A 13343-nucleotide genomic window follows, 5' to 3' on the forward strand; every position below is an offset into this window, starting at 1 on the left:
AGAGCCGGCGGCATCGCCCGGGTCTCGGGCCTGACCCGCCCCCGGGTCGGCGACCGGCTCGGCGCCGCCCCCACCCCGCCTCCGACGGCACCGGATCGCCGCAACTACCCTTCGTGCCCTGCCCGGTGGGCGGCGATCAGGTCGCGGTACCAGGCGTACGACGTCTTCGGCGTGCGCCGGCGGGTCTCGAAGTCCACGTGGACCAGGCCGAAGCGCTGGTGGTAACCCTCGGCCCATTCGAAGTTGTCGATCAGGGACCAGGCGAAGTACCCACGAACGTCGATGCCTTGGGCGGTCGCGGCGGCCACGGCGTCGAGATGGCCGGTCATGAAGTCGATGCGCGGCTGGTCGTGGACGGTGCCGTCGGGCCCGGGCTCGTCGTCCACCGAGCAGCCGTTCTCGGTGATGGTGATCGGCGGCAGCGCGTCACCGTAACGGTCCCGCAGGCCGAGGAGCAGTTCGCGCAGTCCGTCCGGAACCACCGGCCAGCCGAAGGCGGTTCGCGGCACGCCCTCGATCTCGGCCTCGGTGAACGGCAGTCCGGGTTCGGTCGGGGCGGCGATCCGGGTCGGGTTGTAGTAGTTGAGACCGAGACCGTCCAGTCCCGGGGCGGCGATCAGCTCCAGGTCACCGGCACGGACGCTGCCGCCGAGGTCCTCGCCGACGCCGAAGGCCGACAGGTCGGGGTAGCGCCCGAGCAGCAGCGGATCGGTGAACACCCGGTTGTGCAGCGCGTCGTACGCCGCGGCGGCGGCCAGGTCCGCCGGGTCCTCGCTCGCCGGCCACACCGGGGTGAGGTTGTTGGCGATCAGCACCTGGTGGCCGCGCTCGCGCAGTGCGGCGGCCGCCAGGCCGTGGCCGAGGAGCTGGTGGTGCGCGACGGGCAGGGCGTCGAGCATCAGGGTTCGACCAGGGGCATGGGTACCCAGAGCGTAGCCGAACACCATGTGCACGAAGGGCTCGTTGAGCGTGATCCAGGCCGGAACCCGGTCACCGAGCCGGTCCACGACGAGCTCCGCGTACTCGACGAAGCGGTGCGCGGTGTCGCGGGCCAGCCAGCCGCCACCGTCCTCGAGGGCCTGCGGCAGGTCCCAGTGGAAGAGCGTGGGCATCGGCGTGATGCCGGCTGCGAGCAGGGCGTCCACCAGCCGGTCGTAGAAGGCCAGTCCCGCCGGGTTCGCCGGGCCTGTGCCGGTGGGCTGAATCCGGGGCCAGGCGATCGAGAACCGGTAGCCGTCGAGGCCGAGTTCGCGCATCAGGGCGATGTCCTCGGCGTAGCGGTGGTAGTGGTCGCAAGCGATCCGGCCGGTGTGGCCGTCACGGACGGCACCCGGGCGGGCGGCGAACACGTCCCAGACGGAGGGCCCGCGCCCGTCCTCGTCGGCCGCGCCCTCGATCTGGTAAGCGGCCGTGGAAGCACCCCAGCGGAAGCCCGCCGGCAGGTCGAATCGAGTCGGCATGGTCAAGCCCCTCTCCTCTAATGCGAGCTCAGCTCATGTTGGATAACCCTGCCACTGAACTGCCAGCAGCAGAAGGGTGGTTTTCAGCTGTTGGTACGTCTGAACGCCGCGCCGGCAGCAATGCACCATCGCCTCGGAGATCACCGGCAGGGCAGACTCTCACGCGGCAACACGCATCGAGGGGGCCCATGAAGGTCTTGGGGGGAACGAGTCTGTGCCCGCAGAGTCCCGTCGCCGCGACGATGCCAACGACCGTCGGTTTGCTGCGCACCCGTGGCGTCCCGGTGCCGCACCTCGACCATGCGGAGTTGGCTACGTGTGGACCGGCTTCACCCAGCTGCCGCAGGAGCGACCATCTTGCGCACCGGCCGGAAGGAACGCCCTTCAGTTCAAGATACGTTTATCCAGTGGCCTCGAAAGGCGTCTCGAACACGGTCCCTCACATGAGGGTTCGCCGGACACGGGGACGGCCTCCACTTGATCACGCACTCGGGTTAGGGGTGGATGATCGGAGCGAAGGCCGTTGGGGACGAGTGTGTCGTGCGACAGGACCAGTGGGGGCGTGTTCGCTGAACTGTGCAGCTTTCGGGGCGAGTTCTACGACTGCCTGATCGGGCGGGGCGATGGGCTGTTCGAGCTCACGGACGCGCTGTTGTGCTCGGAGGGGCCGGCGAAGACGCCGGTCGGGTTGCCGTTGGCGCCCGAGCACCGGCGCGGGCACAGCGCCCTGTACGGCGGCCTGGACCGGGGCCTCATCGAGATCGGCCGGCTACGGCGCCTTGGCCGGGGTGTCGCTGCCGCGGGCTGCGGACGGCCGGCTGGTCCTGGCCGTGGACGTCTCCCACTGGCTGCGGCCCGATGCCACCACCAGCGACGAGTCCGGTCGATCGCACAAGGTGAACTTCGGCCTCAGGACAGTTTCGCTTCGGGGGCGAAGGCGGGCAGCTTCTCGAGACTGCTGCGCACGGCCTCGGCACCGTACTCGAACATCTGCCGCTCGTAGTCGTCGACCGCGCTGAGCAGATCCTGACGGCCTTCGTTGGCCTCGATCAGGCAGCGGCGCAGCAGGTCGGCGTCGCGCAGCGCGGTGTTCGCGCCGTTGCCGCCGGTCGGGGAGGTGGCGTGGATCGCGTCGCCGAGCAGCGTGACCGGGCCGGACGCCCAGCGCTCACCGGGCTTGACCACTCGGATGGACAGCAGCGTGCTGTTGTCCGGGTCGGCCTGCTCGATCAGCGCGCGCAGCTCCGGGTGCCAACCTTCCATCCTGGACAGCACGGCGTCCTGCGCGGTCAGGTCCCCCAGCGAGCCGTTCGGCGGCAGGATCATGGCCCAGCGCACGTAGTCGCCGATGTCGGGCAGCGTGACTTCGGGGGCCAGTTGCTCGGCGGCCTGCTTCGGCGGGGTACGGAAGCGCATCGCGCCGAGCAGCAGGCTGACGCCGTCGCCCGTGATCTTCGAGCCGTAGGCCTTGGACAGGCTGGCGAACTCGTCGGTCAGCGGGGTGCGGCCGATGACGAACCGGACGCCGGTGTCGAGCGGGGTGGTCTGCGGCGAGAGCACCCCGCGGACCGCGGAGGTGACGCCGTCCGCGCCGACGAGCAGGTCGGCGGTGGCCGGGTCGCGGCGGGCGAAACGGGCTTGGACCTTGCCGTCGGCCAGCGCGTCGTAGCCGGTCAGCGCGGCATCGGTGTGCACGGCCAGGCCGGTCAGCAGCAGGTGTCGCAGCACCTGCCGGTCGACCACGATGCCGCTCCGACCCCCGCCGAGCCTGCCGATCTCGTTCAACTGCGGGTCCAGGATCAACTGCTCGACGGCGGCGTCCATGACGACCTCGTCCAGCAGCCGGTGCCAGCGCGCGGGCAGGCAGTCGCGCACCGCCTGGAATCCGTCCGGGTCCAGCACGAGCCGGTAGCCCTGGAACCGGGCCACGATCCCCGGGTCGCGCTCGAACACCTCGGCCTCGATCCCCGCGCCGCGCAGACCCTGCGCGAGGGCCAGGCCTCCCAGACCGGCTCCGACCACGGAAACTCGCATCACACACCTCCGGAACTTCGATACGAACTTAGTTCGTTCTGACGATCTAAGTTCTACTCAACGAACTTAGATCGTGTCAAGGTATAGTGGTCGACATGTCCGCCGATCCCCGCCAACGCCGCGCAGCTCGCCACGCCCAACCCGCGGCGGAGGTCGCCGCGTCGGCACCACGCAAGAAGCCGATCACCGTCGAACGGATCACCGACGCCGCCCTGGAAGTCGTCGCCACCGAGGGGTACGAGGCGCTGACCATCCGCCGGGTCGCCGCCGTGCTCGGCACCGGTCCGTCGTCGCTGTACGCGCACATCGTCAACAAGGACGACATCGACGATCTGCTGATCGGCAGGCTCTACACCGAGGTCGTGCTCCCCGAACCGGACCCGGCCGCCTGGCGCGAGCAGCTGCTCGGGGTGTACACGCAGATCCGCGACCTGTACCTGAAATACCCCGGAGTCTCGCGCGCCGCGCTGGCCATGGTGCCGACCAACCTGGCAACGCTACGGGTCGGCGAAGGAATCCTGGCGATCCTGCTCGCGGGCGGCATCGAACCGAGGACGGCCGGATGGGCCCGCGACGCGCTGTCCCTCTACGTCGGCGCCTACGCACTGGAGCAGTCGCTGGTCCAGCAACGGCGCCAGCACCAGGATCAGGAATGGGTGCTCAGCCGCGAGGAGTTGTTGGACCGCTTCACCGCACTGCCTGCCGAGAAATTCCCGCAGACCCGACGCCATGCCGCCGAGCTGATCTCGGGCACCGGACACGACCGCTTCGAGTTCGCCCTCGGCCTGTTCATGAACAATCTGCGGCCCGCATCCGGTTGACCTGCGGCGTGCGGTGGCCACATGGCGCCGAGACGATCACAAGTCGCATCATGAGGCGCACGCTGGTCGTCAGTGGAACCGGCAGGCTCTCGGGTGTCGTCGCCGAACTCGTCCGCGACGGCTGGCACGTGGTCACCCCGTCACGTCGTGACGCGTCATCAGCGCCGCCCACCCGAACCAGCAAGATCACCCGCTTGGATCGCGCGGGCCGTACCAGGAAGACGATCACCAGCCAGGCAGCGGCTCCGAGCAGCCCAAACTCAACACAGGATCAACTCATGGCGGGTCTCGAGCTCCTACCCGTGCCGCACAGATGCACGCCGGTTCGGCGCGCAAGATAGCGATCGTTTTGGCACATCGCCTTGCCGTGTAGTGACTTCGGCGCTTCGGGGGTGATGGATCGGCGCGTTCTACCGGCGGACCGTCGCAGTGACCGGCGCAGCGGTTCCCAAGATCTGCCACCGCCGTCACCTTCAAGCCCCGAGGTCAGTATCCAACGGCCTCGAACAGCGCCTCGAACCTGATCACTCACATGAGGGTTCGCCGGACACGGGGGCGGCCTCCGCTTGATCATGCACTCGGGTTAGGGGTGGATGATCGGAGCGAAGGCCGTTGGGGACGAGTGTGTCGTGTGACGGGATCGGCAGGGGCGCGTTCGCCACCGCAAGGTCGGCACCAAGTCCCGACGGACTGGACAAACGACAAGGTGAGAGCCTGTTCCTGACCCCCTCCGGGGCCACTCGGGAGCCCTTCGTCGGTCCCGGGCGTGGACCGCCTGCTCCGAAGACGGCAAGGCTGGGATGGGACCTCAGGTCGGTGGTGGGGGCGCTCCTGGGCCGGGGGGCGGCCCAGGAGCGGCGGTCTACCGAGATGCGTCGGAATAGGCGGCAGTGGCGCGAATTTCGACGAGCAGCCCCGGACTGGCGAGGGCGCTGACACCAATCAGCGACCAGGTCGGGAAAGGGGCTTTGATGAGGCGCTGCTTGGCTTCGAGGAAGCCGGGCATGTGCCGGTGGATGTCCACGTGGTAGCTGGTCACGTCCACGAGGGCGGACAGGTCGAGGTTCTCCAACCGGAGGATCTCCTCGATGCGCCGGATGGCGATCTCGGTCTGCTCTTCGATGGTGTCCGCGATGGTCCCGTCGGCACGGCGGCCGATGGTTCCGGCGATGAAGAGCAGACCGTGCGCACGGACCGCGGCGGAATAGCCGAAGCGGGCGAAGGCGCCGCTGGTCTCTCCGAAGACTTCGGAGTCCTCGGGGATCTCGACGGTGTGGATGGTCATGGCAGTGCTTCCCTCTCTCTGTTGACTGGTCGTGGGATCCGTGACGTCAGCTGCCCCAGCGGGACGAACGACAGGCGTGCTCCAGTCGGGTCCGGCCGAAGGTCTCACGTTCTCGGAGGAACTCACCGGGAATCGTGTAGCGGGGTGCGTTCTTCGAGTTCTTCGCGGCTTGCCCGACGATCGCGTCGGTGAGTGAGCGGATCATCTCGAGTCTCGGGTAGGCGGCATGCACCGCGTCGGCCTGCTCGTCGGTGACGGCTTCGACGTGATCGGTGCCCAGCGGGCCGCCGAAGTCGAGCGCGACGCCTTCGCGGACGAGCACGCACAACGTGCCGCGCCGTTCCGCGATGCCCGGGGAGGTGTGCAGGGCGATGGCCTGCCAGACCTCATCGGCGTCGGCCGCGGAAGCTCCGCGCTCGACGAGGAACTCGGCGGCCCGGTCGGCGCCCTCGACCTCGAAACGCTGAGAGTGCGGGCCGTCCGACGCGACGCCGAGGTCGTGCATCACGCAGGCGGCGAACAGCAGGCTGTCGTCGTAGTCACCACCGACGGCCAGGCCGAGGCGGGCGGCCGCCAACCTGGCGAACAGGTAGCTGCGGACGCTGTGGTTGAACACGGAGGGCGTTTGCACCGTCCGGACGAGATTCACGACGGCGTCGGCAAGTGGTGTGCCGGGCAGCGTGATCAGGTCCGCGGTCGCCTCGCGGGTAGATCCGTTCATGACTTCAGCTTGGCCGCGGCCGCCCTGACCTGGCGAGAGGCAAAATTACCCGACTTCGATAGGATCCTGCCATGACAGTGCACCGAGTCGCGGTCCTGGCGCTGGACGGGGTCACCCCGCTCGATCTGGCGATCCCGACGCAGATCTTCACCGCCCGACCGGAGACCCCCTACGAGATGACCGTGTGCGCGCTCGACGCGAAGGTGACCACCAGCGCGGGCTTCGCACTGATCGCCGGTGGGGAATTGGAGCAGGTACGCGTCGCCGACACGGTGATCGTTCCGGGGTTCGAGCCGATCCTCCAGCTTCCGAACGCCGTACTCGACGCGCTGGCCGAGGCCCGCGACCGCGGTCGGCGCGTGGTGTCGATCTGCACGGGAGCCTTCGCGCTGGCCGCGGCGGGCGTGCTGGACGGCCTGCACGCCACGACCCACTGGAAGCACATCGAGGAGCTCGAACGAGATTTCCCCGCCATCACGGTCGACCGCGACGTCTTGTACGTCGACGAGGGTGACGTGCTCACCTCGGCCGGGGTGTGCTGCGGCATCGACCTCTGCCTGCACATCATGCGCCGCGACCTCGGGGCGGTGGTGGCCAACCAGATCGCCCGCGGCTTGGTCGCCGCCCCGCACCGAGACGGCGGGCAGGCGCAGTACGTACCCGCTCCGGTCGCAGTAACTGGCGAGGCCTCGCTCTCCACCACCCGGGGATGGGCCCTGCAACGACTCGAGGAACCACTCACCCTGCCGGTGCTCGCCCGCCACGCCGGCCTGTCGCAGCGCACCTTCATCCGCCGGTTCGCCGAGGAGACCGGCACGACCCCGCTGCGGTGGCTGCTCAACGCCCGAATCAGCCGGGCACGGGAACTACTGGAAACCACGAACCACCCGGTGGACCGGGTGGCACGCGACTGCGGACTGGGCACAGCCGCCAACCTGCGCCTGCACTTCCGCCGCGCACTCGACACCACTCCCACTGCCTACCGACGCACCTTCTGGTGTTCGGACCACACAGAAGCCGGACCCGTCGCCATAGCCCGGACGCCTCATCACTACCTCGGACAGCCCTACTGATCGTTTCGGGATGGGGCTCCGAGTCGTCTCAAGCGGATGATGCCGCAGGCGAGTTGAAGCAAGCCTCGGTGGAGGTCGGCGCGTACCTCGTAGCGGACGCGCTGGCGCTTGAACTGGTGGAGCCAGGCGAAGGACCGCTCGACCTGGGCTTGATCCGCTGTGACTGGTTTGGTGGTCAGGCTGGTGTTCGCCGTCATTCAATCGCGGCGTTCTGGCAGCGACCCCAGTCGTTCAGGCTTCCTTGTCAGCGAACCTGGTCGCTCTTCGGCCCGATGCCTTTGATCCTGGTCGGAGTTCCGTCCGGGGCGAACGAGTGGTGGAAGGTGAAGGCGTGCGGTGCGGAGCCGTGGTCGTGGAGGTGCTCCAGCCTGGAAACCCCGTCCTGCCAGGTAGGTATCACGCCGTCGGAGACCCACCAGAAGACGTAACTCGGGTGTGCTGTCCTCTCAAACCAGTCGTAACGCCTGTTGAGTGCCTCACGGTGCAGACCGGTGTAGATGGCGTCGAAGGCGGGGCGGAGGTCGGTCCAGAGTGAGAGGGTCGCGGCCAGGGCGGTGGTTTCCACCGTACGGCCCTTGCCGTACCAGGTCGGTACGGCGAACTCGCCCCATGCACCCCAGTCCAAGTCGAAGTGTGTGCCCCGGGCGCCGTCTGTCGCCTCAGCACGAGCGAGGTATCCGGGGTGCTGGCCGATCTTCCGGTAGACGGCCTCACCGCTGTCGTGGAACTCCCGCGTGAGACGTGCGGGATCGGCGAGAGGTGACTTCAGGACGCCGAATGTGTACAGAGCAAGATGGGGCATGCGTCTCTCCCTGGTTGAGGGTGTCTCATGTGGAAAGTCCTTGACGGTCTGGCTGCCTGGGCGTGGACTCGGTTCGGTGGCTTACGCGTGGGGGGTGAGGAGCTATGGGCGTGACCAACTCATCCCGTCGCGGGTGACTCAGCCGAAAGGAACCCCGAGCGACCGTGCGACCGCCAGGTGAAGATAGCCACCCCTGCGGGCCCTGTCCAAGTTGCGTTTTCCCTGTCCAAGTGGCCTCCTGCAGGGGTCTTCGCGGGAGCTGGCACGGTATAGCGCTGCCCGCCGTCATGGAGGTCCGCATCGGCCCGGCCGCTCCGGAAGAGCAGCACCGGCAGCTCCGCTCAAGCTGGTGTGCCGGGGCGGCGCCAGCAGCGTCGACTGGGTTGGATGACGCAGCGGCTGGGTTCGCTGTCAAAGGACAGCTGGGGTGGGGATCCAGGCGCCTCGGCCGTCAAAGAGCCGGGTGACGGCGTCGAGCAGGTTTCGGCCCTCCGGCTGGGAGTACTCCGACACCACCTACGTGCTCGCCGGGATGATCGTGGAGCAGGCCACCGGCCACGGCCTGGCGCAGGAGATCGCCGAGCGGATCACCAAACCGTTGCACCTGAGGAGCACCTACGAACCGACCGGTGACGACACACGCATCCACGGCCCGCACGGCCGCCTCTACTCCAAGCTGACGGTGCCGGGCGACACCACTCCCTTCTACGACGTGACCGAGCAGAACCCCTCCCTGGGCTTCGGCTCCGGTGACATGATCCCCACCAACGCCGACCCCGGCACCTTCTTCCGCGCGCTGCTGGAAGGCCGGCTGCTGCCGCCCACCCAGCAGCGCGAGATGTTCACCATGCTGGACCCGCGGGGCGGCTCGGCATCGGCGCGCAACCTGTGATCGCGGCGGGGCTCTCGCCACCCGCAGGTCACGGCGCTCCTCGGGGGGCCGCCGCTGGGGCGGGCCGTGGCCTCAGGCGGACTTGACCTCGCCGCCGTCCATGCGGAGCGCCGAGCCGGTCAGCCAACGGGCCCCCGGCGAGACGAGGAAGGCCATGAGTTCGGCGATCTCGTCCGGCTCACCGTAGCGTGCGCTGCCCGCCTCCTGGGGGAATTTCGCGGTGGCCTCCTCCACGGTCATGTCGTGCAGGGGCGCCCAGTGTTCGAGGTACGAGCGGCGACGGCCGGTCATCACCAGTCCCCGCAGGACGCCGTTGACCTGGACGCCATCGGTGATGCCGCGGTCGGAGAACGCCTTGGCCAGCGCGACGATCGCGGCGTTGATCGTTCCCACCGCGGCGTAGGGGGCCTTGGGGAAGAGCGCCGAGTTGCCCGAGATCAGGACGACGGATCCCTTCGCTTCCTTCCGGGCCGGCCAGGCGGCGACCGTGAGGCGGCGGGCACCGTGGAGCTTGAGTGCGAGCCCGTGATCCCACTGCTCGTCGGTCATGTCGAACACGTCGACCTGCGGGACGGCGCCCGCGATGTTCAGCAGGGCGTCGACACGGTCGAATCGGGTCAGGGTCGTGTCGACGACGGTGCGGGCCGCGGCGGGGTCGGAGAGGTCCACGGCGATGACGAGGGGGTCGGCGCCCGCGGCGCTGACGGCGGTCGCCGTCTCGTCGAGGTTGACGCGGTTGCGGGCGACGAGTGCGATCGAGTCGAAGTCGCGCGCCAGCCGGATCGCGGCGGACCGGCCAATGCCTTGGCTGGCGCCGGTGACGATGGCCACTGACTGGGGCATGCTGGTTCCTTCTCACCTGGCGGGTGTCGAGGTCGCGTTGCACGGGGCCCCGTCCCGGTGTCGCCGGGCGCGGTCGGCGCTCTGCGGGCCGGGCGCGGGACGGTGTGGGAGAGGTCGTGCCGGCTGCGCACCGGCGGGTGGCCTCCGCGCGTCGGGGACCGGTGGCCGTGTTCGTGTGCCGGCGAGCAGCTGCCCGGTCCGGGACGCCCGGGTCAGTCGCCGAGGAATCCTCGGATGGCTGCGGCGATCTCACCCGCGTGCGTCTCCAGCGCGAAGTGGCCGGTGTCCAGCAGCCGGACGTCCGCGTCGGGGATGTCGCGCCTGAACGCCTCGGCCCCGGCCGGCAGGAAGAACGGGTCGTTGCGGCCCCAGACGGCCAGCAGCGGTGGCCGATGGGTACGGAAGTACTCCTGGAAGGTGGGGTAGAGCCGCACGTTGCTCGCGTAGTCGAGCAAGAGGTCCAGCTGGATCTCGTCCGCTCCGGGACGGGCCAGGTAGTGGTTGTCGAGGGTGTAACCGTCGGGTGAGACCGATGTCCGGTCGGGTACTCCGTGGGTGTACTGCCACACCGTCGTCTCGGGCCGTAGCAGCGTGCGGATCGCTTCGCGGTTGGCCCGGGTGGGTTCCTTCCAGTACGCGCGGATCGGGTTCCAGCCGTCGCTGAGCCCTTCCTCGTAGGCGTTCCCGTTCTGCGTGACGATGGCGGTGACCCGTTCCGGCCGCCGGACGGAAAGCCGGAACCCGGTCGGGGCGCCGTAATCGAACACGTAGAGCGCGTACCGATCGAGACCCACCGCGTCGGTGAAGCCCTCGAGGACATCCGTCAGGGCTTCGAAGGTGTAGGTGAAGCCGTCACGGCTCGGCATCGCGGACTGTCCGAAGCCCAGCAGGTCGGGGGCGATGACGCGGAAGCGGTCGGCCAGTTGCGGGATGAGGTCCCGGAACATGTGGCCGGCGCTGGGGAAGCCGTGCAACAACAGCAACTTCGGGGCGTCGGCGGGCCCTGACTCACGGTAGAAGACCTTCAGGCCCTTCACGTCGGTGCTGCGGTAGGTGGTCGCGGTCAAGGCGTCTTCTCCTGTGCGTCGGCCCAAGACGGGCGTTTGTCCTTCCGTCACCGCCCCGCGCACTCCGCCGGGTCGCCGGCGACGGCCGCGAGCCGACCACGCGGCCGTCGCCGCCTCGCGCACGGCGTCGAGGACGGTCTCCACCACGGTTCGGGGAGCGGTGACCAACGGTGCGGGGTCGACGCGTGTGCGCCCCTCCGCTCAGCGGTGAAATGCCGCACCGGGCGAGCAGAATGACGCGGGCAGGCACCCGAGTACCTGGTCGACCGAAGCTTCGCTCTCCGCCACTGTCAGGTCCGTCCAACTGGCCGGAGCCCGAGGCCGGTAGCGGCCAGCCTGGCACAGCGGGGACTTGGAGCGGTGCCGGACACGCTCCGCACTGCGGGCGAAGGGCTTGAACAGCTCAGCGACGGGGCGGCGGAAGGCCCGGCCGCCGATCGAGACCGTCGTCGAAGGCGGGCGACTCCAACGCCGGGTCGGGGCGCAGCGGGCCGGCTCGACGGGGTTGGGGGTGCGGCATGCGGCCGACGAAGCGAGAGTGAACCCATGACCGGCTTCAGGGACCCGCACGGACCGCGAGTGCCGGGCCGGATGGGCCGACGGCGACGTACCCGGCCCATGACCACCGGCAGGTCCGGGCAACGGAAGGCAGGCGCCTCATGACAGCAGTGCGCAGCTCACGCTTCGAGGGCAAGGTCGCCGTGGTGACCGGCGGCAGCCGGGGCATCGGCGCCGCGGTCGCCACCCGGCTGGCTGTGGAGGGTGCCGCCGTCGTGATCGGCTACCGGAGCAACCAGGAAGCGGCGCAGACCCTGGTCTCCGCGCTCACCGCCGACGGCCGCCGCGTCCTCGCACTGCGTGCCGACGTCGCCGACCCCGGCCAGACCAAGGCACTGATCGAGCGGGCCGTAGCCGAGTTCGGACAGCTCGACGTCCTGGCATCCTGCGCGGGCATCGAGCACTTCGACGCCCTGGAGAACATCACCCCGGCCGACTTCGACCACGTCTTCGCGGTCAACACCCGCGGCCAGCTGTTCGCCACCCAGTACGCCGCCGCCCACATGGGCGCGGGTGGCAGAGTCGTGCTCACCTCCTCCACCAGCGCCTCCCACGCGGTGTTCCAGCACACCCTGTACGCCGCATCGAAGGCAGCCGTGGAGGCGATGGTCCTCAACCTGTCCGCCGAACTCGGCCAGCGCGGCGTCACCATCAACGCCATCGCCCCCGGCGGGACCGCGACCGACATGGCCGCCGAAGTCGGCGCCCGCTACCAGCACCCCCGGCTGAGGAGCACCATGCCCCTGGAGCAGTGGCTCGCCGTGCACGGCGCGCTCGGCCGTCTGGCGCACCCCGAGGAGATCGCCGCCGGCTACGCCTTCCTCGCCTCCGACGACGCCGCCTACATGACCGGCCGCACCCTGCCCCTCGACGGTGGCTTCTTCTGAGGGGGTTGGTTGACCTGGCCACGGCCTCGATGGGCGGAGTTCATCAGGTGACCCGTGGCTGTGTGGCGGGTTCCCGAGCACGCTCGGCGGCCACGCACTCGCCAACCCCGCCCCCGCACGCCGGCGGCCTCTGACACACGATCACGCACCACCTTCCACGCGTTGCGGGCGTCGATGCCGAAAGGGCCGATACCGAGCACCTGGTGGACGTGCCACTCGGGGATCTCGATCGTTGCCTGCCCATCGCCCGGCGGCGGGGCTTCAGTGTGCCGCTCTGGCGCGGTTCCGGTGGGCTTCCTGCTTCGCGCGGTTGCCGCAAAGCGCCATGCTGCACCACCGGCGGGCGCGGCCCCGGGTGTGGTCCGCGAACAACAGCGTGCAAGCAGACCCCTGGCAGGCCTTGACGTTCGTGAAGTCCTCCCGGCTGACGACTTCCGCCAGCGCCTGCCCGATCGGCAGCAGCAGCGACTCCGGTGTCCGCCACCGGCGCCGCGTGCGAAGTTCCAGACCGTTCGAGCCCGCCGGCCCGCCGGCCACGACCCGCGTGAACTGTTCGTCGCGAGCCAGCAGCTGGTTGAGCGGCTCCAGATCGCGTGCGTCCTCGGACCGGACGGGCCGTCCCTTCCGCTCGTCGACGAACCTCCGGAACCATTCCCGAAGGCTTCTCGCCTGGGCGGCGACGTGGTCCATCTCCCCGGGCATGGCCTCCGCTCGCAGCCTCTCGAGCACCTCGGCCGACACCAGCCCGGCCTGGTCCAGCCATGCCAACAGGCCGTCACCGTCAGCGATCCAGTCGACCTCGGTGCTTGCCGGGGTGGCGACCGAGTTGAGGAAGTCCAGGCCGAGGGCGTCGGCGATGAAGACGGCCGGCGGCCGGTGGTCGGACACGGAACACGCTCC

At 69.4% G+C, this 13343-nt stretch carries 12 protein-coding genes and 1 pseudogene; 5 read left to right on the forward strand and 8 right to left on the reverse strand.

All coding sequences use genetic code 11. From position 1 onward, the window contains the following. Window positions 1-104 precede the first annotated feature (104 nt). A complete protein-coding gene (locus tag ACZ38L_RS02095; RefSeq protein WP_465688334.1) occupies window positions 105-1460 on the reverse strand; it encodes a GH1 family beta-glucosidase in 1356 nt (451 codons plus the stop codon). 535 nt (window positions 1461-1995) lie between these two features. Here ACZ38L_RS02095 and ACZ38L_RS02100 point away from each other — a divergent pair. Continuing rightward, a pseudogene (locus ACZ38L_RS02100) lies at window positions 1996-2338 on the forward strand (transposase); the annotation flags it as partial. A gap of 31 nt (window positions 2339-2369) precedes the next feature. Here the strand turns inward: ACZ38L_RS02100 and ACZ38L_RS02105 are convergent. Then, window positions 2370-3494: an FAD-dependent oxidoreductase gene (locus tag ACZ38L_RS02105; protein ID WP_465688336.1), complete on the reverse strand. Its 1125-nt coding sequence runs from the start codon at window positions 3492-3494 to the stop codon at window positions 2370-2372. Window positions 3495-3589: 95 nt separating this feature from the next. On the opposite strand from ACZ38L_RS02105, the gene ACZ38L_RS02110 reads away from it, so the two are divergent. Beyond that, a complete protein-coding gene (locus ACZ38L_RS02110) occupies window positions 3590-4315 on the forward strand; it encodes a TetR/AcrR family transcriptional regulator (protein WP_465688338.1) in 726 nt (241 codons plus the stop codon). Between the two features lie 862 nt (window positions 4316-5177). Here the strand turns inward: ACZ38L_RS02110 and ACZ38L_RS02115 are convergent. After that, on the reverse strand, window positions 5178-5600 hold the full coding sequence (locus ACZ38L_RS02115) for a Rid family hydrolase (protein ID WP_344636724.1): 423 nt from the start codon (window positions 5598-5600) through the stop codon (window positions 5178-5180). Between the two features lie 46 nt (window positions 5601-5646). Continuing rightward, window positions 5647-6321 (reverse strand): HD domain-containing protein, encoded by a 675-nt coding sequence (locus ACZ38L_RS02120; RefSeq protein WP_465688340.1) that lies wholly within the window; start codon window positions 6319-6321, stop codon window positions 5647-5649. A gap of 71 nt (window positions 6322-6392) precedes the next feature. On the opposite strand from ACZ38L_RS02120, the gene ACZ38L_RS02125 reads away from it, so the two are divergent. Beyond that, window positions 6393-7394: a GlxA family transcriptional regulator gene (locus ACZ38L_RS02125; protein ID WP_465688342.1), complete on the forward strand. Its 1002-nt coding sequence runs from the start codon at window positions 6393-6395 to the stop codon at window positions 7392-7394. Window positions 7395-7638: 244 nt separating this feature from the next. Here the strand turns inward: ACZ38L_RS02125 and ACZ38L_RS02130 are convergent, their stop codons facing one another. After that, complete coding sequence (locus ACZ38L_RS02130) at window positions 7639-8196, reverse strand: DUF3291 domain-containing protein (protein ID WP_465688344.1); 558 nt, start codon at window positions 8194-8196, stop codon at window positions 7639-7641. A gap of 463 nt (window positions 8197-8659) precedes the next feature. On the opposite strand from ACZ38L_RS02130, the gene ACZ38L_RS02135 reads away from it, so the two are divergent. Beyond that, complete coding sequence (locus ACZ38L_RS02135) at window positions 8660-9088, forward strand: serine hydrolase (protein ID WP_465688346.1); 429 nt, start codon at window positions 8660-8662, stop codon at window positions 9086-9088. A 72-nt stretch (window positions 9089-9160) separates the two neighbouring features. On the opposite strand, the gene ACZ38L_RS02140 is transcribed toward ACZ38L_RS02135, so the two are convergent. After that, window positions 9161-9931 carry an SDR family oxidoreductase gene (locus tag ACZ38L_RS02140; protein WP_465688348.1) on the reverse strand — a complete coding sequence of 257 codons (771 nt, stop codon included), beginning with the start codon at window positions 9929-9931 and terminating at the stop codon, window positions 9161-9163. 212 nt (window positions 9932-10143) lie between these two features. Then, complete coding sequence (locus ACZ38L_RS02145) at window positions 10144-10998, reverse strand: alpha/beta fold hydrolase (RefSeq protein ID WP_465688350.1); 855 nt, start codon at window positions 10996-10998, stop codon at window positions 10144-10146. A gap of 659 nt (window positions 10999-11657) precedes the next feature. Between ACZ38L_RS02145 and ACZ38L_RS02150 the strand changes: the two genes are divergently transcribed. Beyond that, complete coding sequence (locus tag ACZ38L_RS02150) at window positions 11658-12443, forward strand: SDR family NAD(P)-dependent oxidoreductase (RefSeq protein WP_465688352.1); 786 nt, start codon at window positions 11658-11660, stop codon at window positions 12441-12443. Window positions 12444-12704: 261 nt separating this feature from the next. Here the strand turns inward: ACZ38L_RS02150 and ACZ38L_RS02155 are convergent, their stop codons facing one another. Beyond that, window positions 12705-13331, reverse strand: a complete 627-nt coding sequence (locus ACZ38L_RS02155) for a CGNR zinc finger domain-containing protein (RefSeq protein ID WP_465688354.1) — start codon at window positions 13329-13331, stop codon at window positions 12705-12707. Window positions 13332-13343: the final 12 nt, after the last annotated feature.

The sequence above is a fragment of the Kitasatospora sp. NPDC024654 genome (genome assembly GCF_055559155.1).